Source organism: Kribbella catacumbae DSM 19601 (genome assembly GCF_000372465.1).
In the GTDB taxonomy this organism is placed as follows: domain Bacteria; phylum Actinomycetota; class Actinomycetes; order Propionibacteriales; family Kribbellaceae; genus Kribbella; species Kribbella catacumbae.
On sequence record NZ_AQUZ01000035.1, the window covers coordinates 20,632 to 40,812 of the forward strand.

Sequence of the window (20,181 nt, forward strand, 5' to 3'; positions counted from 1 at the left end):
ATTGCATGCCAGTACCGGAGTCCCAAGGTGTTGTCGCCCGATCGTTGCTGCGCGACGACGCCTACCGGACGATCCGCGACGCGATCGTCGACGGCACCCTCGCACCCGGCGAGCGGCTGAACGATCCCGATCTGATCGCCTGGCTGGGCATCAGCCGTACGCCGATCCGTGAGGCACTCGCCCGGCTTGAGCAGGCCGGACTCGTGCAGACCAAGCCGGGCCGCTTCACGATCGTCAGCCCGCTGAACGTCCGCGAGACGAGATCCGCCCAGCTGGTGGCGGCCGCGATGCACGAGCTCGCGGTCCGCGAGGCGGTGCCACTGATGTCGGAGCAGGAGCTCCGGGCGATGCGCGGAGCGAACCGGCGTTTCCGCCTGGCCCTGCGCGCGAACGATGTCGACGCGGCCCTCGCGGCCGACGACGACTTCCACGAGGTCGCGGTCGAGGCGTGCGCGAACCCGATGATCCGCTCGGTGCTCGAACAGGTCACCCCGATGCTCCGCCGAATCGAGCGAATCCGCTTCGCCTCCCTGACCGGCCGCACCTCAGCCGCCCTGCACGACAAAATCATCACCCACGCCACCGCCGGCGACGCAGACGCCGCCGCCCTAGCCGCCCGCGAAAACTGGCTCACCCTCGAACCGCTACTCGCCGAAGACGACGGCTGACCCCGCGACCTCTGCTCGCCGAGGGCGGCGGCTGAGTCCGCTCCGCCTTCCGTCGAGCCCGTAGCCGGCCACCCCGACCGGCATCCAATGACAGGAGCCTCGATGAGCATCAGCGACTTCCCCCGCCATCCCCTTACCTTCGGGCCGAGCCCGGTCCACCCGCTCAAGCGGTTGTCCGAGCATCTCGGCGGGGCGGCGATCTGGGCCAAGCGGGAGGATTGCAACTCCGGGCTCGCGTTCGGTGGCAACAAGACGCGCAAACTCGAGTACCTGGTGCCCGACGCCCTCGCCCAGGGCGCGACCCACCTCGTCACGATCGGCGGCATCCAGTCCAACCACACCCGCCAGGTGGCAGCCGTCGCCGCGTCGCTCGGGCTCAAGGCCCGCCTGGTCCAGGAGAGCTGGGTCGACTGGCCCGACGCGGTCAACGACCGGGTCGGCAACATCCTGCTGTCGCGCATCATGGGCGCCCAGCTCGAACTGGTCGAGGCCGGTTTCGGCATCGGCTTCAAGGAGAGCTGGGAAAACGCGCTCGAAGAGATCCGCTCCGAAGGCGGCATCCCCTACGCGATCCCCGCGGGCGCGTCCGATCACCCGCTAGGCGGCCTCGGCTTCGCGAACTGGGCGAACGAAGTACAGGCGCAAGAAGAGGCCCTCGGCATCTTCTTCGACACCATCGTGGTCTGCTCGGTCACCGGCTCCACCCACGCCGGCATGATCGCGGGCTTCGCCGGCCAGGACCGTCCGCGCCGCGTGATCGGCATCGACGCCTCCGCCAAGATCGACGAGACCCGCGCCCAGGTGGAGAAGATCGCCCGCCACACCGCCGCCCTGATCGGCCTCGGCCGCGAACTCCGCGACGACGAAATCACCGTCCTCGAAGGCTGGGCCGGCCAGTACTACGGCATCCCCGTCCAAAGCACCCTCGACGCCATCCGCCTCACCGGCAGCCTCGAAGGCGTCATCCTCGACCCCGTCTACGAAGGCAAGTCGATGGCCGCCCTGATCGACCTGGTCCGCAGCACCGAAATCCCCCGCACCTCCACAGTCCTCTACGCCCACCTAGGCGGCCAACCAGCCCTCAACGCCTACTCCGCCCTCTTCAAGTCCTGACCCCAAAGGCTCCCGGTGGGCCGGACTGCCACCACTACCGAACCTCGCCAGCAAACGCTTCCCCCAGGCATGTCGCGCCTCGACCACAGGTTTGACAGTGCTGGCGATCCGCCGCCCCCAACCTTGAGCATCCGCCGGGCGCCTCCCCCCGTTCGCGGCGATCGGGGTCGGGTGGCTGGTGGGGTGGTCGACGTGGCCGGCGCGATAATGGGGGTATGGGGTTTGCGGTGGGTGCGGATGGGTGCCGGATTGCTTATCAGGTTGAGGGGGAAGGGGCTCCGCTGGTCTTGCTGGCGGGGCAGGCTAATTCGCATCGGTGGTGGGATGAAGTGCGAGGGGACTTCCAGCGGCGCACGATCACCCTGGACTGGCGCGGTACCGGTGAGAGCGATCGGCCGGATGTTGCCCATAGCACCGAAGGGTTTGCGGCGGATGTGATCGCGGTGCTGGATGATGCTGGGGTGGAGACGGCCGACGTGTACGGGACGTCGATGGGTGGGCGGGTTGCGCAGTGGGTCGCGATCCGGTTTCCGGAGCGGGTGCGGTCGCTGGTGCTTGGGTGTACGTCGCCTGGCAAGAAGCATGGTTTCGAGCGCAGTCAGGAGATCCGGCGGGCGTTGGCGACGGCTGATCAGGGTGCGCGGGATCGGGTTCTGCTCGAGTTGATGTACACGCCGGAGTGGCTGGCCGAGCACACCGGGCCGTACGACGTACTGGGTGACGCGACGATGCCGGTGTACGCGAAGGGGCGGCATCTGGTCGCGAGCAACAGCCACGAGGCGTGGGAGGAGTTGCCCGCAATCAAGGCGCCGACGCTGGTGCTGCATGGCTCGGACGACGTGTTCAGTCCGGCTGCCAACGCCGAACTTCTCGCCGAGCGCATCCCCGACGCCAGGGCCCATGTCATCCCCGGCGCCCGCCACGCCTATTTCCACGAATTCCAGAACATCGCCAGCCCTCTCGTCCGCGACTTCATCGGCTAACCAGCCCGCCACTCCACGAGCACGAGCCAGCACGCCGCTCCACGACCCAGGCCGGCCCGCGGCTCCGCGAGTTCACAGGGTGAGGTGGGCGAGGCCCGGGCCTGAGGCGTTTTTCAGGCCGGCGGGGCGGCCGGTGGCCAGAAGGATCAGGTCGGCTAGCGGGGCGCGGAGTTCCTCGGTGCCGTCGCCGCCTGACCAGTTGGCGTCGGTTGCCACCAGCCGTACGCCGCGCAAGCGTTTGCGGGCGCCGTAGAAGGCGCTGGTACGGACGTGTTCGAGTGCCGCGATCGCAGGCTCTGTCGGCATCGTCCGCGCCCGGCCGAGGGGTCGAGCGATGTCCTGCCCGTGAACCAACGCGTCCAGCAGACAGTCGACGTGACTCGAGCCGGGCGTATGGCGCTCCGAGCCCGCGGTGGAGCGGATCTGCTCGATCAGCTCCCCTCGGCTGTACTGCGTCGCGCGCCGCCGGGCCAGCTCCGCCTCCATCCGGTCGAAGCTGCCGCGCGCCTTGATCGCGCCCCACACGACCATGCCTAACGTCGTCCGCGTCGACAGAGTCAGGTGCGCCGCCACATCGGTCACCGTCCAGCCGGCGCACAACGAGTCCGCCGACCATTCGTCATCACTCAGGTCGTCCAGCAGATCGGCGAACGACAACCGCTCAGCCTCGACCCACCCCATCAACTCGCTCATCGCGCAGCCTCCTTGGCATTCAGTTCGACGCGGTCGTAGTGAGCCTTCCACCAGGCTTCGTCGCCCGGTGGGATGAAGTCGTTCGGGCGCTGGAGACCGACGACTCCGTCGATCAGTTCGCGGGTGAGGTCGGCGTGGCCGGAATGGCGGTGGGATTCGGCGATCACGTGGATCATCACTCGCCGCAGCGGAGCCTTGGCCAGCTCCGGCGACCACCACGGCACGTAGCCGGTGGCTTCCACGTCCAAGTCCGCGATTGTCGCGTCAGCGTGAGCCGCGGCCCGCCGATACAGCTCGACGACGGATTCGCGCGACTGCGCAGCCGGTACCCACAGGTCCGAGTTGGGCTCGGCGTCCTCACGGAACCACTCGGGCGGGTCGGCGACAGGGCGGTCGAACACGAAGCCGAAGTACAGCATCTCGACGCCGGCCAGGTGGTTGACGAGGCCGAGCAGGTTGGTTCCCGTCGGGGTCAGCGGGCGGCGTACGTCGTACTCCGACAGCCCGTCAAGCTTCCACAACACCGCCTCGCGGGCGGTGCGCAGATAGTGATGCAAGTCGGCTTTCAGGTCCATCGGAAGGTCCTCTCTGGTGATCGGTTCGCAGGTAGGACTCCCCGGATGAGGCAGACTCATCGGTGTGAGTGAAATTTCCGTGGAACTGATCGAGGACCTCACCCTGGCGCAGCAGGGCGACGACGCCGCCTTCACCCGCTTGGTCGAGCCGCTGCGTCGCGAGTTGCACGCTCACTGCTACCGCATGCTCGGTTCGTCGCACGACGCCGATGACGCCCTGCAGGACGCCATGCTGCGTGCTTGGAAGGGGATCGCCCGGTTCGAGGGCCGCAGCACGCTCCGCTCCTGGCTCTACACGGTTGCCACCCGCACCTGCCTCGACCTGGTGGAGAGCCGTGGCCGCCGCGCGTTGCCGATGGACCTCAGCCCGTCGAGCGACCGCGCAGTACTGGACGACGCACCGCTCACCGAGATCGCCTGGCTCGGCCCGTACGCCGTTGGCGAACTTGCGGGCGGCCCGGTCGCCCGCTACGAGCAGCGCGAGGCGGTCGAGCTCGCCTTCGTCGCCGCGCTCCAGCACTTGCCCGGCAACCAACGCGCGGCACTCCTGCTGTTCGAGGTACTCGGGTTCAGCGCGGCCGAGATCGCCACGATGATGGACACCTCGACAGCCTCGGTGAACAGCGCACTCCAGCGCGCCCGCCGGATCGTGGCCGACAAGGTCCCGGCCGCCAGCCAGCAACAGACGATCCGCGAACTAGGCGACGGCCGCGTCCAGGAGCTCGTCGCGAGCTACTCGACCGCCCTCGAACGAGGTGACGCCGACGCCCTCGTCGCGTTGCTCACCGAGGACGTCACCTGGTCGATGCCGCCGCTCGGCCACTGGTACAGCGGGATCGCCGCGGTGATGGACTTCGCGATCGAGATCCCGCTGACCAGATGCCCGAGCTGGCGCAACGTCATCACGACCGCGAACGGCCAGCCCGCGATCGCCTGCTACCTGGGCATGACCCCGGACAGCGAGCACACGGGCTGGTCGGTCAGCGTGCTGACGTTGCGCGACGAGAAGATCGCCGGCGTGACCTCCTTCATCGGCCTCGAGAACTTCGCCCTCCTCGGCCTCCCGGCAACGAAGTAAGACACCCGGTACTCCGGGCCTCAAGGCGCCCGGTACTCCGCCGACCTCGTCGCTACTCGAAGACCGCACGCCCTCAGCCGAGTCGCTGCAAAGCCTTCTCGCGGCGGCCCGCGACAGTCGACCCCGACTCCCGCCGCGCCATCCTTCGCAGTACGACGGGTTCGAGCAGCAACCCGAGCACCGCCCAGACCCCGAGTACGCCGATCGTCTCCAGGTGTCGCCAGGACTCGCCGATCTCGACCGCGACCGCCTCACCCGGTAGCAACGCGGACCGCATCCCGAGCCCGAGCCAGTAGATCGGCGTCAACTGCGCGATCCATTCCAGCCAGGTCGGCAGCGCCGTGACCGGGTAGAAGATGCCCGAGATCGCGATCAGCCCCAGCACTGGCAGCTGCATCAACCCCTGCGACCGCGCACTCGTGAAGACCGATCCCAGGATCGCCCCGATCGGCAATGTCGCCAGCAATCCGAGCAACAGCACCCACAAGAGCGTTAGCCAGGCGCCCGGCCGATCGACCGCGAGGCCGCCGATGATCAGCAGCCCGGGGATCAGCAGGATCGCCAGATCCGCGAGCAACCCGCCCGCGACCGAGACCACCTTGCTCACCAGATAACCGACCATCCCGTTCGGGATCGCCTTGGCCCGCAGCAGGGTGCCGTCCTCGCGATCGGCGGTGAGCTGCTGGCTCATGCTGACCATGCCCATCGCCGCGTTCATCCCGAGGATGCTCGGCAGGGCCAGCGCGCCGAGCGCGAAGCCGGTCGACCCGAACGACCTGTCCCGCAGGAAGAACAGCGCGACCAGCATCAGCACCGGCCAGAGGAAGTGGCTGAACAGCTCGCCGGGGTTCGTGAACGACTGCCGCAGCTCGATCAGCCCGCGCCGCCAGCCGGTCTTGATCGCCGTCATCGGGCCACCTCGCTCTCTCGTACCAGGGTCAGATAGGTGTCCTCGAGAGTCGCCCGGCGAACCTCGAGCCCGGCCACCGATTCGCCGTACTGGTTGAAGAGTCCGCGGACGAAAGCGGTCGACTCCCCGGTCGACTCGGTGAACTGCCGGCCGTCGATCGTCCAGCGCACCTCGTCCTGGCCGGCGATCTGCCGGGTCAGCTCGGCTTCGGTGCCAGCGGCAACGATCCGCCCGGCGGTCAGCACCATGATGCGATCGGCCAGCTTGCCGGCCTCGGCGAGATCATGCGTGGTCAGCAGCACCGTCGTCCCCTCGTCGGCCGCCAGCCGCTGCACCAACGCGTGGAACTCGTACCGCGCCGCCGGGTCGAACCCGACCGTCGGCTCGTCAAGGAACAGCACCTCGGGCCGCCCGACGATCCCGATCGCCACGTCCAGCCGTCGCCGCTGCCCGCCGGAGAGCGTCTTGATCTTCTGCCCCGCATGCTCGGTCAGCCCGACCGCCGCGATCAGCTCGTCGGCATCCCACGGCCGCTGGCGCTCGGCGGTCGAGTACGGCACGTAGTACTCGCCGAGATGCGCGAGCAACTCACCCACCCGCCACTTGCCATGATCCCGCCAGGACTGCAGTACTACGCCCAGCCGTGCGCGCCACCGCTCGTCGCCATCCGCCGGGTCCACGCCAAGCACCCGCACCCGCCCGGCGGACCGCAACCGGAACCCTTCCAGGATCTCGATCGTGGTCGTCTTCCCGGCGCCGTTCGGGCCGAGCAATGCCAGTACTTCGCCGCGATGCGCCCGCAGCGTCACGTCGTGCAGCACATCGGTCGCGCCGTACCGCATCCGCAGCCCGTCGACCTCGAGCACGACTTCATCGGTTCTCGTCATATCCCGGAAGCTACGTTGCGTTTCACAAGTCGGCAACACTGATCGAGCCCCTGAACCGCACTAAACGAAGAAAGATCGGCTATTGTTGCAATGACTTTGAGTGCTAATGCAACCGAGGAGGACGAGATGCCAGGCGGCCGGCTGACCCAGCAGGACCGGCAACTGATCGCCATCCGGCTGGCCGACGGCCACGGGTACGCCGACATCGCGCGGGAGCTCGACCGCCCGACCTCGACGATCAGCCGCGAGGTCACCCGCAACGGCGGACGCACCGGCTACCGCGCCGAGCACGCCCACCTCGCGACCGGTTCGCGCGCCCGCCGCCGCAAGCCCTCCACCCCGGCGGAGTCAGCGCCGACGACGGACGCCTACGGCCGGGATCGCCTGGCAGTCCGGGAGTACGCCGAACTCTTCGCCGAGACGATGGTGGAGACAGGCCTGCCACGGATGGCGTCGCGCGTCCTGTCCTATCTCTACACCGCGGACGCTCCCAGCCTCACCGCGGCCGAACTCGTCCGCGAGCTGAAGGTCAGCCCCGCTTCGATCTCCAAGGCGATCGCCTACCTCGAAGGCATCGAACTAGTACGCCGTGAGCCGGACCCCGGCAAGCGGCACGAGCACTACCTGATCGCCGAGGACATCTGGGTCCAGGCCTGGCGAACCAGCGCCCGCGCCAACGCCAACTGGGCCGACACCGCGCGCAAGGGCGCCGACCTGTTCGACCCGGCCACGCCGGCCGGCCAGCGGCTCGAGCGGATGAGCCTGTTCTTCCAGCAACTCAGCGACGACATGGCCGGTGCCGGCCCGACTCAAGAGATCGCCGAAGACACCGTCACCATCCTGGCCGCCCTGGTCCACGCCGCCCGCCCGGTCACCACGACCCAACTGGCCAACGCCCTCGACTGGCCCACCACCCGCGTCGCCATTGCACTGGCGACCGCCGAGGCCTATGAAGCCTTCACCGACCCACTAGCCGTCGAACTAGTTGCCCCCAGCACCTATAAGATCGCCACCCCCCGGCTCACGGACGCGCAACGGCTGGCGCTCACTTGATACGGCGCCGCGCATCGGCTGGCGCCAACACCCCTTCGTTCATTCGCCCCCTTTTCACCCGTCGAGGAAACCGCATAGGCAGCCCTGCCACGACGGCCAGCGTTGTCGCTATGATTCGCAGCTTCATGGTGTTCCCCTTCCCATCAACTGCTTCGCGACCTGCCGGAGCGAGGCGGAGTGCAGTACGCCGTCGGCCAGGCCGATCTCGACGAGGTTGTCGAAGACCCGGTGATCGTCCGCCGACGCCTTGATGCCCGCGTCCAGTACGCGTCCCGACCTCGTTAATCGGGCAGCCAGCGTGGTGTGCCGGAAGTGCTGCCCCAGCAGCTTGGCCGCCGATCGCCGATACTCCAGACCCGGGTCTCCTCGCCGTACTGCGCGCGCAGCCGCCCGCCCGGCGAGCAACCCCGTCGCAACGGCGTAGTAGATCCCTTCGCCGGTCATCGGATTGATCAACCCGGCGGCATCCCCGACCAGCATCACCCGCCCGCGCTGCGGACGCCACGACCAGCCGGACAACGGCAGCTGATGCCCGCGCCAGTTCTCGCCACCGACACTTGCCCCTGGCAACAAAACCTCCAACTGGGCCAGCAATTCTGCCCGAGTCGGCTGCCGCCCCGCCCGCAACTGCTCGCCATAGCCGACATTCGACCAGCCATCTCCGCGATCGAACGACCACGCGTACGACGGTTGCCTCGCCATCCCGAACACGATCACCTGCTGCGCGGCGCGATCCGGCGGCGTCGGCGCATACCCACGCAACGCCAGCGCCGTCGGTCCCGCCTTCAGCCCCAAGGCCCGGCGTACCTCCGAATGCGCCCCATCCGCCCCGACCACCACCCGCCCCTCGACCTCATCGCCGCCACCGACCAAGACCGACGAAGCCCGTACGTCGATGCCGCGCACGCGCTGCTTCCGCAGTACCGCGCCGGCCGCCTGTGCCGCCTCGACAAGCCGGTGATCGAACACGGCCCGTGGAACCACCCACGCAGGTCGAGCCATCAGCCGATCGACTCCCAGCTCTCCACGCCGCAACGAGAGCCGCCGCACCGGCGTACGGTCATCGACCAAGCCCGTGACACCGACCTCGGCCAGCAAGTCGAAGACCTGCGGCGCAATACCGTCGCCACACGCCTTGTCCCGCGGAAAGTCCTGCCTGTCCAGCACCAACACCGACAACCCAGGCTCGACAGCCAAGGCCCCGAGCGCAGTCGCTGCACCCGCCGGCCCGGCCCCGATCACCACGAGATCCCACAGCACACCCGCAGGCTACTTCTTCTCCGTGATGCCGCTGAGGTCGTGCGCGATCGATCTGCCTGGGTAGCGCCTGCGCCACCTGGGGACGGGTGCTGGCGTGAGTGTGCCGGGGCGGGTTCGTTTCTAGCGTCGGAGGTATGTCCAGAGAGGAGATTTCATGAAGCGGATCTTGGTTGCCGGGCTGGGGTTGCTGCTGGCCGGTGGAGTGATGCCGGTGGCGGCGGCTGCGGAACCCGGGAAGGTTGGTGGGATCAAGTGGCACGGGTGTCAGACCGGGCCGGGTGATGAGGAAGGGGCTGAGCTCGATCGGGCCGGCGCACAATGCGGGGAGTTGACGGTGCCGCTGGATTATCGGCGGCCGGAGGGGAAGAAGATCCAGATCGCGATGTCGCGATTGAAGGCGACCGGGGACCGGATCGGGACGATGGTGCTGAACGACGGTGGGCCTGGCGGGCCGGGGCTCGGCATGCCGGTGCGGTTGCGGACGGCGATGCAGGAGACGGGGACGCGGTACGACCTGATCGGGATGGATCCGCGGTTCGTCGGACGAAGTACGCCGCTGGATTGCAAGTGGCCGGATGGTAATGGCATCTGGTCTGCGGGAGCGACTCGCGCCAGCTTCGAGCGAGGTGCGCGGAAGCAGGCGGATCTTGCCAAGCGGTGCAGCGACAGCCAGGCCGCGCTGCTGCCGTACGTGACGACGCGGAACACCGTGCGGGACATCGACCAGATCCGGGCCGCGCTCGGTGAGGAGAAGATTTCGTATCTGGGGTACTCGTACGGGACCTATCTGGGGTCTGTCTATCTGCAGATGTTCCCGGGCCGACTTGACCGCGTAGTACTGGATGGGCCGGTCGATCCCGACCAGTACGGGCCTGCTCTGCTCCAGACGGCAGGGCCGGCGAACGAGGCAGCCCTGCGGGCATGGGCCGGCTGGGCCGCGGCGCGGGATCGGACGTACCACCTCGGCCGGACGACCGATCAGGTGATGGCCAAGGTGCAACGGATCTACCGGGTCAGCAGTGAGCGGCCGCTGCAGGTTGGCCGGCATCCACTGGATGACAGCATGGTGCCGCTGCTGTTGATGAGCCAGCTCGCGAACGATCGGGATCCGGCCCGGGCAGGATTCGCGGCGATGATCCAGACGTTGCTGAAGGCAACCACTGGACCGGTTCAGCCGGGCGAGCAGTTCGGGCAGTTCCTCGACCTGCTGTTCGGCCAGGAGATGGCGGCCGGCGCGAGCGCGCAGATCGCCATCATCTGCGGCGACCGGGCCGCGGACCGCGACCTGAACAGCTACTGGCGAGACATCCAGCGGCACCGCAAGAGCGAGCCGTACTTCGGTGCGCTCACGCGGAACCTGTTGGCGTGTGCATTCTGGCCGGGCGAGCCGGTGGAGAAGCCGACGCGGGTCGCGAACGCAGTACCGGCTCTTCTGGTCGCGGCGGACGGTGATCCGCGGACGACCTATCCGCAGGCGAAGGTGTTGCACCAGGCACTGACCGGGTCCCGGCTGGTGACGTTGCGGAACGCTCGGACACATGGTGTCTTCGGTGAGTACGGCAACGAGTGTGTCGATCGGCTCGTGATCGACTACCTCGGATCGGGCCAGCTTCCGTCGACCGACCGGACCTGCCACGCCTGATCAAGATGCCGAACCTAGCGCGCCGGGGCGGACGTGAGTCAGCGTTCGCCTCGGCGGCCCGGTCGTTGCGGGCGACGAGATGGCGGCACCGCTGGGATCCGCCGAGAACGCGAGCCGCGGCGGTCGGCGTGCCCGGTGCCCTCGGCCCAGGGCGTTACCGGTCGGGCCTCGTCGAGGTCGATCACCTTCGGCAGCGGTGGGAGGAACGAGGGCGGCGTCAGGGCCGGCACCGGCTCGACTCGGCGTCCGCTCTCCGATTCGTCCACCAGGAGGTCACCCGACTCGTCAGGCACCGGGTCGACCCGGGCAGGCTTCGCTCGCGCCGCACCTTCCTTGCTGACGACAACCTTCGGCTTGGCGAGCGGCGCCGGCGGCACGTAGCTCTGCTTCGGCGGCAGCTTCGTCTTGATGTCGATCCCGAGGGTGCGGATCAGAGCGCCGACCACTACAACCAGCACGGCGACGGTCAGCACAGTGCAGCCGGCGAACAGGACCGACTGACCACCCGCCTTCCAGTCCGACGGTCCGGTTCGCCGCATCGCCGCGATCATCGCGACCACGACCACGTTCGTGATACCAGTGGCAACCGTCGCGGCGATCGTCCAGACCAGCACCCGGCGCTCGAGCTCGACGTCGTCGGCCGCCGCGACCAGTCCGGCGATCAGCCCGGCCAGCACCGGCACGGTATAGACCGCAGCCAGCGTCAGCCCCGGGCTGGCGACGAGGTAGAAGACGTCGAAGACGAGCGCAGTACCGGCCAGTGCGGCCGCGAAGCAGATCACCATCGGCGGATAGAACCGCACGATGGCCACCGCGTCGGCGGGCACCGTCCTGATCATCCGGAACACGAAAACGTTGGTACTCCGTCGCTAGGGGCTGGTCTATGCCTCATTCTGCCGGTACCCCGCCCGTCCAGTCACAACCAGTCAGGGCGAGTTGGCAACCTTTCGGGAACGGCGGAAACGCAGAAGGCGCGCACCAACCCCTGATCATTCGCCCCTTTTTGACCCTCTGCGGAGACAGCCCGGAGTTGCAGCTGAGCGGCGAGGGTCAAAAAGGGGCGAATGATCAGGGGGAGTGAGTACGCGCCTTCGAGGTGCTGAGGGTCAGGACTTCTTGGCGATGCCTGCCATCAGGATGCGCTGGTACGGCTGCAGGTCCTCGGCGTCCGTGATGTCGCCTTCCGGGTCCTCCGGGAACCAGCGGGCGAGGAAGTCCAGGCCCGGCGGGATCAGCGGCAGGCCGAGGAAGTGCTCGGTGATCCGCTCCGGGGTCCGGACCCAGCCGTTGCCCAGGCTCTCCAGGCCGGCCTGCTCGATCGCCTTCTGCAGCGGCTCGCCGGTGTCGACGAAGTCGGTGATGAACAGGTAGCTCCCCGGGACGAGCTGGTCCATGATCGTCCGGACCCACTCGTCCGGCTGCTCGTCGTCGTGGAAGTGCATGTGGATGCCGACGACCATCAGCGCGATCGGGCGGCTGAAGTCCAGGTGCGCCTGGATCTCCTTGTTCTCGAGGATGCCCTTCGGCTCGCGCAGATCCGCGGTGACGACGATGGTGCTGTTGTTGGTCGCCAGCAACGCACGGCCGTGCGCGAGCACGATCGGGTCGTTGTCGACGTAGGCCACCTTGACCTCAGGGTTGATCTCCTGAGCGGCCTGGTGGGTGTTCTTCTGCGTCGGCAGCCCACTGCCGATGTCGAGGATCTGGTCGATCCCCGCAGTTCGTACCAGGTACTGCACGCCCTTGACCAGCGCGTCGCGATTGTCGATCGCGACCCGGCCGGCGTCCGGAACGTATTTCAGGTAGGTCGCCGCACCTTCGCGGTCGGCGGCGAAATTGTCCTTACCACCGAGCAATGCGTCGTAGACGCGAGCGATGGTCGGTTGGGTGGTGTCGAACTCCGGAGGAGCATCCGGGCCGTCGGGAGTCGCCATCGGCGCAGCCTTTGAGTCGTAGGGAATCGTTGCCGTCATAGTAGTGCATCTGCATACCAGTGGCAGCCTGGTCCGGCGGTTACGGGAGTGTCCCTGAGTTGATTTAACAAACTCCGGACCCTTGCCTGATCTCTCAACTACACAAGGCGTTCCCGAGTTACGCCCAACACTCGACCAATTGCGCCGCATCCTCCCTTCTTCCCCCACCCCTCACCCGCAAACCAACGCCCCGACTTCTTCACATTCCCACCTCGCGCCACCCGCCCCGCCGACGCCCGCCGCGCATGCCCACTGACGCCAGCGGCCGGCCCAGTCCCATCCCACTTTGTGCACGGGGAAGGCGCCTACCCGCCAGTAGAACGCTCAGCGCGTGCACAAGGTGGGACTGGAGGGCGAGCAGGCGGGTGCGGGCATGGCGCACTCGTCGGGAAGGCCCCGGTACGCCGTACCGGGGGGCCGGCCGATGGGACGCGCTGCGGGGTTGCCTGCTCCCGGGGCAAGGGACCGCCAGGGGATGGCGAGCGGGTTTTGGGCGGGACGACGGGGCGAAAACGGTCACGGACAGCCATCTTCGGCGGGCACCCAACGGGCGTTTGAGCACGCTTCGTAAAGGACCGGACACGAGGCCCTCCAACGTGTACGATGCAAATGCAAGCCCAAATGCACGTGCATATGCCAAAGACGTACGGAAGGTGCAGCTGATGACTGCTGTCTACAACGGCATGCCCGGCGACTCGATGAGCGAGCTGACCTGGCGGAAAAGTCAGCGGAGTGGCCCGAACGGCAACTGCGTAGAGGTAGCGAAGCTTCCTGGCGGCGGTGTGGCGATGCGGAACTCGCGTCACACGGACGGACCGGCGCTGGTCTTCACAAAGGCCGAGATCGAAGCATTCCTCGGTGGTGTCCTCGACGGCGAGTTCGACGATCTCGCCTAGACGCTCCCGGCAAGACAAGAGGCCCCTTCACCAGGCGAGTGGTGAAGGGGCCTCTTAACGTTGCGGGCAGCACACAATCTCGTTGCGACATCCCGGCCGGCGAGATCACGCGACGGTGTACCGCTGGAAATAACAAAGGCCGGCCTTCCGCTAGGAGGCCGGCCTTTCCTCAGTTCAGGTGCGCGGGCGAACACCGCCCGCGCTGTACACGGCACTACTGCACAACCCTGGAAAACAAGGGCTCACTGAACAGTGAGCGGCCAGAGCTGTTCGCTGGGGAGTTCGGAGGCGCCGGTGGTCGCCGCGCCGTCCACGGTGATCCGCAGACCCGTGAACTTGGGCGTCATCACCCGCTGGTAGCGCGAGGCCCGGTCGGGTTCCGCGACGTACTCGGCGATCAGGTGGTCGCCCAACCAGATCCGCACCATTTTCCAGCCTCCCGCTCGTTCGGTGGTCATCCCAGGCTCACGATCGGATCGCCGTCCAGCAGACGCTCTCCTCGTAGCCAGCCCTCGAAGGCCCAGCGCTGCTGCTCGGGGCAGCGCGCCACCAGTTCCTGGATCTCCCGCTCGGTCAGCTCGTCGGGGGCCCGCTCGCCGGAGGGGCGGGCAGCGAACTCGACGGCATCTGTGTCGTCGTCACTCATCGACTCGGGTTCCCCAACCAGTCATGCCGGCCGCATTGCCCGGCGGGTCTGTAGGACCGGCCTGCCGCATCACGCGATGTCACTTTTCGCGAGATTCAGCTCACCTTCTGTGCATGTAGCAATCATGGCGGTCGCACGAAACGAATGCAAGCGCCCGATGCACGTGCATTCGCACGTTTTCGACTTGTGACCAACTGAAGGCTCAGCGACGGCCCCAAACCTGCTCATCTGAGCGCGAAACGCCCGAATCAAGCTGACGGGGAAGCGATTGCCGGTCTGGCGACCGGCCGGCTTGCACGAGGAAGGGCCCTGATCGTCGGTCACACAGGGTGACGGAAGGTGGAATCGATGCCGGTCGCTGGACATCACCCCGGCTCTTATGTAAGAACTTCGACAGATCACGCCCGCGCCGTGAGATGATTCGGTCGGGGTAATAGGCCACCGTTGGGTTCGAGCTGGGGCGTCGGAGGTGAGTGTGACGGAGTCGGGCGCCCAAGGCGGGCCGACCGCGCTGCGGATCATTCTCGGCGCGCACCTGCGGCGGATGCGTGAAGCGGCCGGGATCACCCGGTCCGATGCGGGGTGGGAGATCCGCTCCTCCGAATCCAAGGTCAGCCGGATGGAGCTGGGCCGGGTCGGATTCAAGGAGCGCGATGTCCGCGACCTGCTGACCCTCTACGGCCTCGACGACGGCGAAGAGCGCGAGCGGCTGATGTCGCTGGCCCGCGACGCGAACAACCCCGGCTGGTGGCACCGCTTCGGCGACGTACTGCCCAGCTGGTTCCACTCTTATCTCGGTCTCGAGGCCGCCGCGCAGCTGATCCGTACCTACGAGCTCCAGTTCGTGCCCGGCCTGCTGCAGACCCAGGAGTACGTGCGCGCCGTCGTCCAGCTCGGTCGCGGGCTGATCCCGGCCGAAGAGGTCGAGCGCCGTGTCTCGCTGCGGGTCAACCGCCAGGAGATCCTGCAAAGGCCGAACCCGGTGCGCCTGTGGGCCGTCGTCGACGAGTCGGTACTGCGCCGGCCGATCGGCGGGCTGAAGGCGATGCGGGTCCAGCTGGAGTCCCTGATCGAGGCGTCGCACCTGCCGAACGTGACGCTCCAGGTGATGCCCTTCGACTCCGGCGGCCACGCAGCCACCGGCGGTGCGTACAGCATCCTGCGCTTCCCCGAGCAGGACCTACCGGACATCGTCTACATCGAGCACCTCACCAGCGCGCTCTACCTGGACAAGCTCGAAGACCTGGACCAGTACACGGCAACAATGGAGGCGCTCTGCGTCGCCGCTCCCCCACCAAGCAAAACCCGCGACCGCCTGGCAGCCATCCTGCACGACTACGACCGCTGAGCTGCTCCAGCCCTGTGGACAACGAGGACTTTCTGCGCCTGTGTACTGCGGAACCGGCTGGCCGAGGTCGTGCATTACAAGCCGAAGATCGGAGGCGGTGCGGGCAGCGCTGATCTCGTCGATGCTTCATCGAGGCTGGCCGACCCTTGAGGACAGCTCGCACGAGGTCGGACAGAAGGCCCGGACCGCCGCCACTCACGAACCTGCTCTACACGGCCCAAGCCACACCCACGCACGCCTGGCCAGGACTGACCGGGCGAGGTTTGTGAGTGGTGGCGGTCCGCTGCCGCGCGCTGCGACCCCGGCCACGGCACACGGCGGCGATTGCGGCTGGGGCGATGGTCAGGCGTTGGCGGTGACCCAGTCGAGGAAGGGTGCGGTTGCGCGCCAGTCGCGGCGGATCTCGTCGACGAGTTCGGAGCTGTGGATGATCGGCTCGAAGCCGTAGGACTTGCCCAGCGTCATCGACTTGTGCCGGAGCAGCTCGATGCGTGGGTGGCCGGCGTCGTACCCGCGTGGTGTCGTCTTGAGTCTGTCGCCACCGAGCTCCCAGCCGTCGGTCTGCAGGTCGGCGAGCAACTTCTCCAGCTCGCTCCCGCGTCGTTCCTCGTCGATCGCCGTCCGGATCCGCGCCAGCCGATCGGCCGACGCCTCGTAGAAGCCTGCCCCCACGCGCACGCCGGGCGCCGACACCTGCACGTACCACCCGGTCGCCGGACCGAGCGCGATGAAAGCGCCCTGGGCCGTCTTGTACGGCGTCTTGTCCTTCGCGAACCGGACGTCACGGTACGGCCGGAAGATCTTGGCCGCCCCGAACTCCTCCTCCAGCGCGGTCAGCAACGCGACCATCGGCGCCCGCACCGACTCCTCGTACACGTGCTTGTTCGCCGTCCAGAACGTCTTGCTGTTGTCCATCTCGAGATCGTCGTAGAAGTCCAGCGCCGCCGCCGGGAAGCCGGTGAAACTCATGTGGTCACCATAGTTCGCCGCGCCCGCGGTTGTTCGAGTGGTTGCGGCGGCCAGATGAGTCCAGCGCGGTGCTGGAGGGAGCGTAAGCGCGTCAGGCGGCGTCGGCCTGGAGTTGGCGGAGGGACCGGACCGCCACCACATGCCAACGCGCCATATCCGGCCCAGAGCACAGCTATCCACGCCTGACCAAGACTGGTCAGGCGAGGTTGGTGAGTGGTGGCGGTCCGGAGGGCGACGAAAGTAGCAAGCCCGGCCATCGGTGCCGACCTATCACTCCGGAGCGCAGGCCCGTTCGGGGAGGAAAGTGTCCTTGTGTGGGGGTGTTGGTGCAGGCGGGGCATCAAGTCATCGTGCTCAGCCGCGGCGAGCGTACGCCGTACCGGGCGGGCTCGGCTTTCCAGCGGGTCGAGCCACCATCGATCGCGACGCGGAGGATGCCGCCGGGACCTTTGGGGAAAGGGTTCGGGCGCTCGGCGCGGACGTGGTGATCGACCTGATCTGTTTCACCGAAGAGAGCGCCCGGCAGCTCGGTGAGGCGCTTCGCGGTCAGGTGCGGCACTTGTTGCACTGCGGGACGATCTGGGTGCACGGCCCCAGCGCCATAGTCCCTACGCCGGAAGAGGCCGTGACGGTGCCCTTCGGTGATTACGGAATCGCCAAGGCCGCGATCGAGAGCTACCTGCTCGGCCGCGACGGGTTGCCGGCCACCGTCATCCGTCCCGGGCACATCAGCGGACCAGGCTGGCCGCCGGTCAACCCCGCCGGCCATCTCGACCTCGGCGTTTTCGAAGCCCTTGCCAATGGCAACGAACTCGCCTTGCCCAACCTCGGGCTGGAGACCGTCCAGCATGTTCACGCGGCCGACGTCGCCGGAGTGTTCCTCGCCGCACTGGCCAACCGGTCGGTCGCGCGCGACGCTGGACGCGCTCGGCTGGCTGGTCGACAACGGGAAGCTCAGGATCGACCGCTGAATCATCACGGACTGTAGAGGGTTCGTGACGGGAAGTTTGCACCACTTCTGTACTGCGTTCCTCACGGGTGAGTTGTGACGTCATCCACTACGCCGGGTGGGCCGCCGCGGACGACGATGTGCGCGGTAGTAACCCCACGAACAGAAGGAGATGGCGAAGATGGCACTTCTCGGTCTGCAGGGTCTCGTGGCTCCCACCGGTGGCGGGGGCGGCGGCGGCGGGGGCAGCACGCTGACGATCCTCGGCTGCGGGTCCCAGCGCCCGAGCAACCTGAGCCTGCTGCTCTGTCACTGACCGACGGGTAATGATCTGGCGGCACCTGGGGAGCCGTCAGATCCAGCCGGCCTCCTCGGCCTTGCGAATCGCCTCGATGCGGCTGCGAGCGCCGGTCTTGGTCAGGATGTGCGACAGGTAGTTGCGGACCGTCCCCGCGCTCAGGCAGAGCTTGTGCGCGATCTCCTGCGCCGTGGCACCGGTCGTCAGCATCCGTAGTACCTCGCACTCCCGCTCGGTGAGCGGATTCTGCTTGGCGTGCAGTGCCGTCATCGCCAACTCGAGGTCGAGCACCGGCCGGCCGTGCGCGAGCTGCCTGACCGCGACCACCAGCTCGTCCGGTGATGCGTCCGTGGCGATCAGCCCGACCCTCGGTGCCAGCCGGGCCAGCGCGAGGTTGGCCCCGACCGCGTCGCCCCGGTCGACCAGGATGAGCATCCTGGACTGTTGCCGGCTGACTTCCTCGATCCCCATCTCGGCCGGCATCCGCGCTTCGACCACGACGACGTCAGGATGGACCCTGTTCAGGGCCGACAACACGTCCCTTGTCCGGCCGAACTCGGCCACCACGTGTAAATCTTCTTCTTTGGACAACACCGCGGCCAGCGCACCCCTCAGCAATGTGCCGCGGTGTCCGAGCAATATCCGGATCACCGCCCCGCTCCCCCCTGCGACAGGTTCCCAGGCCTCACCCCCAGAACCCGGTTCCCCCCATCCTGAAGGGGATCCGCCGGGTTGTCACCCCGGAGCGAGTCCCCGAAAAAATGCGCGAATATCGGCGACCAGGAGTTCCGGTTCTTCCAGCGCGGGGAAATGGCCGCCCCGGGCGAATTCAGTCCAGCGAACGATGTTGTTCGTCATTTCCGCGACCTGTCGCAGCGGGATGAAGTTGTCCTCGGGGAAATCCGCGAGCGCCGTCGGCGTGCCGGACCGCTCGATCGGCTGACCCCAGTACGCAGCGTGGGCCCGTTCGTAGTAGATCCGCGCCGACGATCCCGCCGTACGGGTCAGCCAGTAGAGCGTCACGTTGGTGAGCAGGTGGTCGCGGTCGATCGGCGTGCTGCCCGACCACTCCTCGAACTTCTCCGCGATCCAGGCCAGCTGACCGACCGGTGAGTCCGTCAGCGCGTAGGCCAGCGTCTGCGGCCGGGTCGACTGCAGGTCGGCGTACCCCTGCGAGTCCTTCAGCCAGGCCTCGTACCGGCGCCACGACGCCCAGGTGCGCTCACGCTCGGCCGGAGCCAGCGGCGCGAGCTCCTCCTCAGTCGGCTCCGAGGTCGCTCCCCCACCCGGGATCAGGTTGAGGTGTACGCCGATGACGCGCTCGGGGTGGAGCCGCCCGTGCTCCCGCGAGATCGCCGCACCCCAGTCACCACCCTGTACGCCGTACCGGGCGTAGCCGAGTCGCTTCATCAGCTCGGCGAAGGCGCGGGCGACCCGCTCGTACTCCCAGCCGGTCTCCGTGGTCGGACCCGACAGCGTGAAGCCGGGGATGCTCGGGAGCACCAGGTGGAAAGCGTCGGCCGGGTCGCCGCCGTACGCGCTCGGATCGGTCAGCGGGCCCGCGATCTCCTGGAACTCGACGATCGAGCCGGGCCAGCCGTGGGTGATGAGCAGCGGCGTCGCGTCGGGCTCGGGCGAGCGCATGTGGGCGAAGTGCACCCTGGTGCCGTCGATCGTGGTGGTGAACTGCTCCCACTCGTTGAGCCGCGCTTCAGCCTCGCGCCAGTCGTACTCATGACGCCAGTAGTGCACGAGATCCTGCAGATACTTCAGCGGTACGCCGTACGCCCACCCGACGCCGGGCAGCTCGTCCGGCCACCGAGTCAGGTCGAGGCGGGCGTGAAGGTCGTCCAGCTCGGCCTGCGGGACGTCTAGCCGGAACGGTTCGAGGCTCATGGCAGCACCCTCCAGCACGGCGTCCGGTCCCGCACCTGGGTTATGCCGCGACGCGGTCGCGCACCACCTTGACGGTGAGGGCGGCGGCCAGGCACAGCCCGCCGGCCACCAGGATCAGCGTGACGAGCGTGCCCGAACTGTTCAGGCGGCCGTCGCAGGCCATCGGGGTGATGCCACCGGCCGGCTGGAACACCGAACCGCAGTCGGCGCCGCTGGCCGAGACCGAGCGGAAGCCGAGAGCCACCCCGCCGAGCAGCAGAGCCACCCCGGCGATGATCAGAATCTTGTTCACCGTCGTCATCGCGACACCGGCTCCCACGGGCATGTCGACGACACGACCCGAC

At 67.8% G+C, this 20,181-nt stretch carries 24 protein-coding genes; 10 read left to right on the forward strand and 14 right to left on the reverse strand.

Annotated elements, in window-relative coordinates; genetic code table 11:
- The first annotated feature begins 5 nt into the window (after window positions 1-5).
- From A3ES_RS0129810 to A3ES_RS0129820, 3 genes are all read left to right on the forward strand, one after another.
- Window positions 6-668, forward strand: coding sequence for a GntR family transcriptional regulator (locus A3ES_RS0129810; protein ID WP_020390507.1), 663 nt, complete (start codon window positions 6-8; stop codon window positions 666-668).
- Window positions 669-770: 102 nt separating this feature from the next.
- Entirely contained in the window at window positions 771-1,781 is a 1,011-nt protein-coding gene (locus A3ES_RS0129815) for a 1-aminocyclopropane-1-carboxylate deaminase (protein ID WP_020390508.1), read from the forward strand.
- 215 nt (window positions 1,782-1,996) lie between these two features.
- Window positions 1,997-2,764 carry an alpha/beta fold hydrolase gene (locus tag A3ES_RS0129820; RefSeq protein ID WP_026163328.1) on the forward strand — a complete coding sequence of 256 codons (768 nt, stop codon included), beginning with the start codon at window positions 1,997-1,999 and terminating at the stop codon, window positions 2,762-2,764.
- 72 nt (window positions 2,765-2,836) lie between these two features.
- Here A3ES_RS0129820 and A3ES_RS0129825 read toward each other — a convergent pair whose 3' ends face one another.
- Together A3ES_RS0129825 and A3ES_RS0129830 are read right to left on the reverse strand one after the other, a co-directional pair.
- A complete protein-coding gene (locus A3ES_RS0129825; RefSeq protein WP_020390510.1) occupies window positions 2,837-3,457 on the reverse strand; it encodes a maleylpyruvate isomerase family mycothiol-dependent enzyme in 621 nt (206 codons plus the stop codon).
- On the reverse strand, window positions 3,454-4,032 hold the full coding sequence (locus A3ES_RS0129830) for a DinB family protein (RefSeq protein WP_020390511.1): 579 nt from the start codon (window positions 4,030-4,032) through the stop codon (window positions 3,454-3,456). The genes A3ES_RS0129825 and A3ES_RS0129830 overlap by 4 nt, the downstream gene beginning before the upstream one ends.
- 64 nt (window positions 4,033-4,096) lie before the next feature.
- Between A3ES_RS0129830 and A3ES_RS0129835 the strand changes: the two genes are divergently transcribed.
- Window positions 4,097-5,110 (forward strand): sigma-70 family RNA polymerase sigma factor, encoded by a 1,014-nt coding sequence (locus A3ES_RS0129835; protein WP_026163329.1) that lies wholly within the window; start codon window positions 4,097-4,099, stop codon window positions 5,108-5,110.
- Window positions 5,111-5,183: 73 nt separating this feature from the next.
- Here A3ES_RS0129835 and A3ES_RS0129840 read toward each other — a convergent pair whose 3' ends face one another.
- Window positions 5,184-6,020 (reverse strand): ABC transporter permease, encoded by an 837-nt coding sequence (locus A3ES_RS0129840; RefSeq protein ID WP_020390513.1) that lies wholly within the window; start codon window positions 6,018-6,020, stop codon window positions 5,184-5,186.
- A complete protein-coding gene (locus A3ES_RS0129845; RefSeq protein WP_020390514.1) occupies window positions 6,017-6,907 on the reverse strand; it encodes an ABC transporter ATP-binding protein in 891 nt (296 codons plus the stop codon). The genes A3ES_RS0129840 and A3ES_RS0129845 overlap by 4 nt, the downstream gene beginning before the upstream one ends.
- A 90-nt stretch (window positions 6,908-6,997) precedes the next feature.
- Between A3ES_RS0129845 and A3ES_RS0129850 the strand changes: the two genes are divergently transcribed.
- Window positions 6,998-7,960 (forward strand): helix-turn-helix domain-containing protein, encoded by a 963-nt coding sequence (locus tag A3ES_RS0129850; RefSeq protein ID WP_337587773.1) that lies wholly within the window; start codon window positions 6,998-7,000, stop codon window positions 7,958-7,960.
- Between the two features lie 123 nt (window positions 7,961-8,083).
- Here the strand turns inward: A3ES_RS0129850 and A3ES_RS0129855 are convergent, their stop codons facing one another.
- Entirely contained in the window at window positions 8,084-9,220 is a 1,137-nt protein-coding gene (locus A3ES_RS0129855) for an NAD(P)/FAD-dependent oxidoreductase (RefSeq protein ID WP_020390516.1), read from the reverse strand.
- A 154-nt stretch (window positions 9,221-9,374) separates the two neighbouring features.
- Between A3ES_RS0129855 and A3ES_RS0129860 the strand changes: the two genes are divergently transcribed.
- On the forward strand, window positions 9,375-10,862 hold the full coding sequence (locus A3ES_RS0129860; RefSeq protein ID WP_020390517.1) for an alpha/beta hydrolase: 1,488 nt from the start codon (window positions 9,375-9,377) through the stop codon (window positions 10,860-10,862).
- A 38-nt stretch (window positions 10,863-10,900) separates the two neighbouring features.
- Here A3ES_RS0129860 and A3ES_RS0129865 read toward each other — a convergent pair whose 3' ends face one another.
- Window positions 10,901-11,701, reverse strand: a complete 801-nt coding sequence (locus A3ES_RS0129865; RefSeq protein WP_157630815.1) for a hypothetical protein — start codon at window positions 11,699-11,701, stop codon at window positions 10,901-10,903.
- Between the two features lie 267 nt (window positions 11,702-11,968).
- On the reverse strand, window positions 11,969-12,796 hold the full coding sequence (locus A3ES_RS0129870; protein ID WP_020390519.1) for an SAM-dependent methyltransferase: 828 nt from the start codon (window positions 12,794-12,796) through the stop codon (window positions 11,969-11,971).
- A gap of 701 nt (window positions 12,797-13,497) precedes the next feature.
- Between A3ES_RS0129870 and A3ES_RS0129875 the strand changes: the two genes are divergently transcribed.
- Window positions 13,498-13,731, forward strand: coding sequence for a DUF397 domain-containing protein (locus A3ES_RS0129875; RefSeq protein WP_020390520.1), 234 nt, complete (start codon window positions 13,498-13,500; stop codon window positions 13,729-13,731).
- Between the two features lie 242 nt (window positions 13,732-13,973).
- Here the strand turns inward: A3ES_RS0129875 and A3ES_RS0129880 are convergent, their stop codons facing one another.
- Both A3ES_RS0129880 and A3ES_RS0129885 read right to left on the reverse strand, forming a co-directional pair.
- Window positions 13,974-14,189, reverse strand: coding sequence for a hypothetical protein (locus A3ES_RS0129880; RefSeq protein ID WP_040455865.1), 216 nt, complete (start codon window positions 14,187-14,189; stop codon window positions 13,974-13,976).
- Window positions 14,186-14,377 (reverse strand): hypothetical protein, encoded by a 192-nt coding sequence (locus A3ES_RS0129885; RefSeq protein WP_020390522.1) that lies wholly within the window; start codon window positions 14,375-14,377, stop codon window positions 14,186-14,188. Before A3ES_RS0129885 ends, A3ES_RS0129880 begins: the two co-directional genes overlap by 4 nt.
- A 475-nt stretch (window positions 14,378-14,852) precedes the next feature.
- Here A3ES_RS0129885 and A3ES_RS0129890 point away from each other — a divergent pair, with 475 nt between their 5' ends.
- Window positions 14,853-15,725: a helix-turn-helix domain-containing protein gene (locus A3ES_RS0129890; RefSeq protein ID WP_020390523.1), complete on the forward strand. Its 873-nt coding sequence runs from the start codon at window positions 14,853-14,855 to the stop codon at window positions 15,723-15,725.
- Between the two features lie 342 nt (window positions 15,726-16,067).
- Here the strand turns inward: A3ES_RS0129890 and A3ES_RS0129895 are convergent, their stop codons facing one another.
- Together A3ES_RS0129895 and A3ES_RS55640 are read right to left on the reverse strand one after the other, a co-directional pair.
- On the reverse strand, window positions 16,068-16,694 hold the full coding sequence (locus A3ES_RS0129895) for a DUF2461 domain-containing protein (protein ID WP_020390524.1): 627 nt from the start codon (window positions 16,692-16,694) through the stop codon (window positions 16,068-16,070).
- A 340-nt stretch (window positions 16,695-17,034) separates the two neighbouring features.
- Entirely contained in the window at window positions 17,035-17,262 is a 228-nt protein-coding gene (locus A3ES_RS55640) for a hypothetical protein (RefSeq protein WP_020390525.1), read from the reverse strand.
- 15 nt (window positions 17,263-17,277) lie between these two features.
- Here A3ES_RS55640 and A3ES_RS52940 point away from each other — a divergent pair, with 15 nt between their 5' ends.
- Window positions 17,278-17,682: an NAD-dependent epimerase/dehydratase family protein gene (locus tag A3ES_RS52940; RefSeq protein ID WP_237745092.1), complete on the forward strand. Its 405-nt coding sequence runs from the start codon at window positions 17,278-17,280 to the stop codon at window positions 17,680-17,682.
- Window positions 17,683-17,824: 142 nt separating this feature from the next.
- On the forward strand, window positions 17,825-17,959 hold the full coding sequence (locus tag A3ES_RS53510) for a SapB/AmfS family lanthipeptide (protein ID WP_085955588.1): 135 nt from the start codon (window positions 17,825-17,827) through the stop codon (window positions 17,957-17,959).
- Between the two features lie 36 nt (window positions 17,960-17,995).
- On the opposite strand, the gene A3ES_RS0129915 is transcribed toward A3ES_RS53510, so the two are convergent.
- The 3 genes from A3ES_RS0129915 to A3ES_RS48875 all read right to left on the reverse strand — a co-directional run bounded on the left by A3ES_RS0129915 (window position 17,996) and on the right by A3ES_RS48875 (window position 20,162).
- Window positions 17,996-18,592 (reverse strand): response regulator transcription factor, encoded by a 597-nt coding sequence (locus A3ES_RS0129915; RefSeq protein ID WP_026163331.1) that lies wholly within the window; start codon window positions 18,590-18,592, stop codon window positions 17,996-17,998.
- A gap of 84 nt (window positions 18,593-18,676) precedes the next feature.
- Window positions 18,677-19,837, reverse strand: coding sequence for an epoxide hydrolase family protein (locus A3ES_RS0129920; protein WP_020390529.1), 1,161 nt, complete (start codon window positions 19,835-19,837; stop codon window positions 18,677-18,679).
- A gap of 40 nt (window positions 19,838-19,877) precedes the next feature.
- A complete protein-coding gene (locus A3ES_RS48875; protein ID WP_157630816.1) occupies window positions 19,878-20,162 on the reverse strand; it encodes a hypothetical protein in 285 nt (94 codons plus the stop codon).
- Window positions 20,163-20,181: the final 19 nt, after the last annotated feature.

What these genes read in the sequence shown, in the direction of transcription:
- A3ES_RS0129825 (WP_020390510.1), bottom strand. Translation starts at nt 3,457, where the DNA reads ATGAGCGAGTTGATGGGGTGGGTCGAGGCTGAGCGGTTGTCGTTCGCC.
- A3ES_RS48875 (WP_157630816.1), bottom strand. Translation starts at nt 20,162, where the DNA reads ATGCCCGTGGGAGCCGGTGTCGCGATGACGACGGTGAACAAGATTCTG.
- A3ES_RS0129860 (WP_020390517.1), top strand. Translation starts at nt 9,375, where the DNA reads ATGAAGCGGATCTTGGTTGCCGGGCTGGGGTTGCTGCTGGCCGGTGGA.
- A3ES_RS0129840 (WP_020390513.1), bottom strand. Translation starts at nt 6,020, where the DNA reads ATGACGGCGATCAAGACCGGCTGGCGGCGCGGGCTGATCGAGCTGCGG.
- A3ES_RS0129845 (WP_020390514.1), bottom strand. Translation starts at nt 6,907, where the DNA reads ATGACGAGAACCGATGAAGTCGTGCTCGAGGTCGACGGGCTGCGGATG.
- A3ES_RS0129850 (WP_337587773.1), top strand. Translation starts at nt 6,998, where the DNA reads ATGACTTTGAGTGCTAATGCAACCGAGGAGGACGAGATGCCAGGCGGC.
- A3ES_RS0129880 (WP_040455865.1), bottom strand. Translation starts at nt 14,189, where the DNA reads ATGACCACCGAACGAGCGGGAGGCTGGAAAATGGTGCGGATCTGGTTG.
- A3ES_RS53510 (WP_085955588.1), top strand. Translation starts at nt 17,825, where the DNA reads ATGGCACTTCTCGGTCTGCAGGGTCTCGTGGCTCCCACCGGTGGCGGG.
- A3ES_RS0129830 (WP_020390511.1), bottom strand. Translation starts at nt 4,032, where the DNA reads ATGGACCTGAAAGCCGACTTGCATCACTATCTGCGCACCGCCCGCGAG.
- A3ES_RS0129920 (WP_020390529.1), bottom strand. Translation starts at nt 19,837, where the DNA reads ATGAGCCTCGAACCGTTCCGGCTAGACGTCCCGCAGGCCGAGCTGGAC.
- A3ES_RS0129810 (WP_020390507.1), top strand. Translation starts at nt 6, where the DNA reads ATGCCAGTACCGGAGTCCCAAGGTGTTGTCGCCCGATCGTTGCTGCGC.
- A3ES_RS0129870 (WP_020390519.1), bottom strand. Translation starts at nt 12,796, where the DNA reads ATGGCGACTCCCGACGGCCCGGATGCTCCTCCGGAGTTCGACACCACC.
- A3ES_RS0129875 (WP_020390520.1), top strand. Translation starts at nt 13,498, where the DNA reads ATGACTGCTGTCTACAACGGCATGCCCGGCGACTCGATGAGCGAGCTG.
- A3ES_RS0129865 (WP_157630815.1), bottom strand. Translation starts at nt 11,701, where the DNA reads ATGATCAGGACGGTGCCCGCCGACGCGGTGGCCATCGTGCGGTTCTAT.
- A3ES_RS0129885 (WP_020390522.1), bottom strand. Translation starts at nt 14,377, where the DNA reads ATGAGTGACGACGACACAGATGCCGTCGAGTTCGCTGCCCGCCCCTCC.
- A3ES_RS0129820 (WP_026163328.1), top strand. Translation starts at nt 1,997, where the DNA reads ATGGGGTTTGCGGTGGGTGCGGATGGGTGCCGGATTGCTTATCAGGTT.
- A3ES_RS0129895 (WP_020390524.1), bottom strand. Translation starts at nt 16,694, where the DNA reads ATGAGTTTCACCGGCTTCCCGGCGGCGGCGCTGGACTTCTACGACGAT.
- A3ES_RS0129815 (WP_020390508.1), top strand. Translation starts at nt 771, where the DNA reads ATGAGCATCAGCGACTTCCCCCGCCATCCCCTTACCTTCGGGCCGAGC.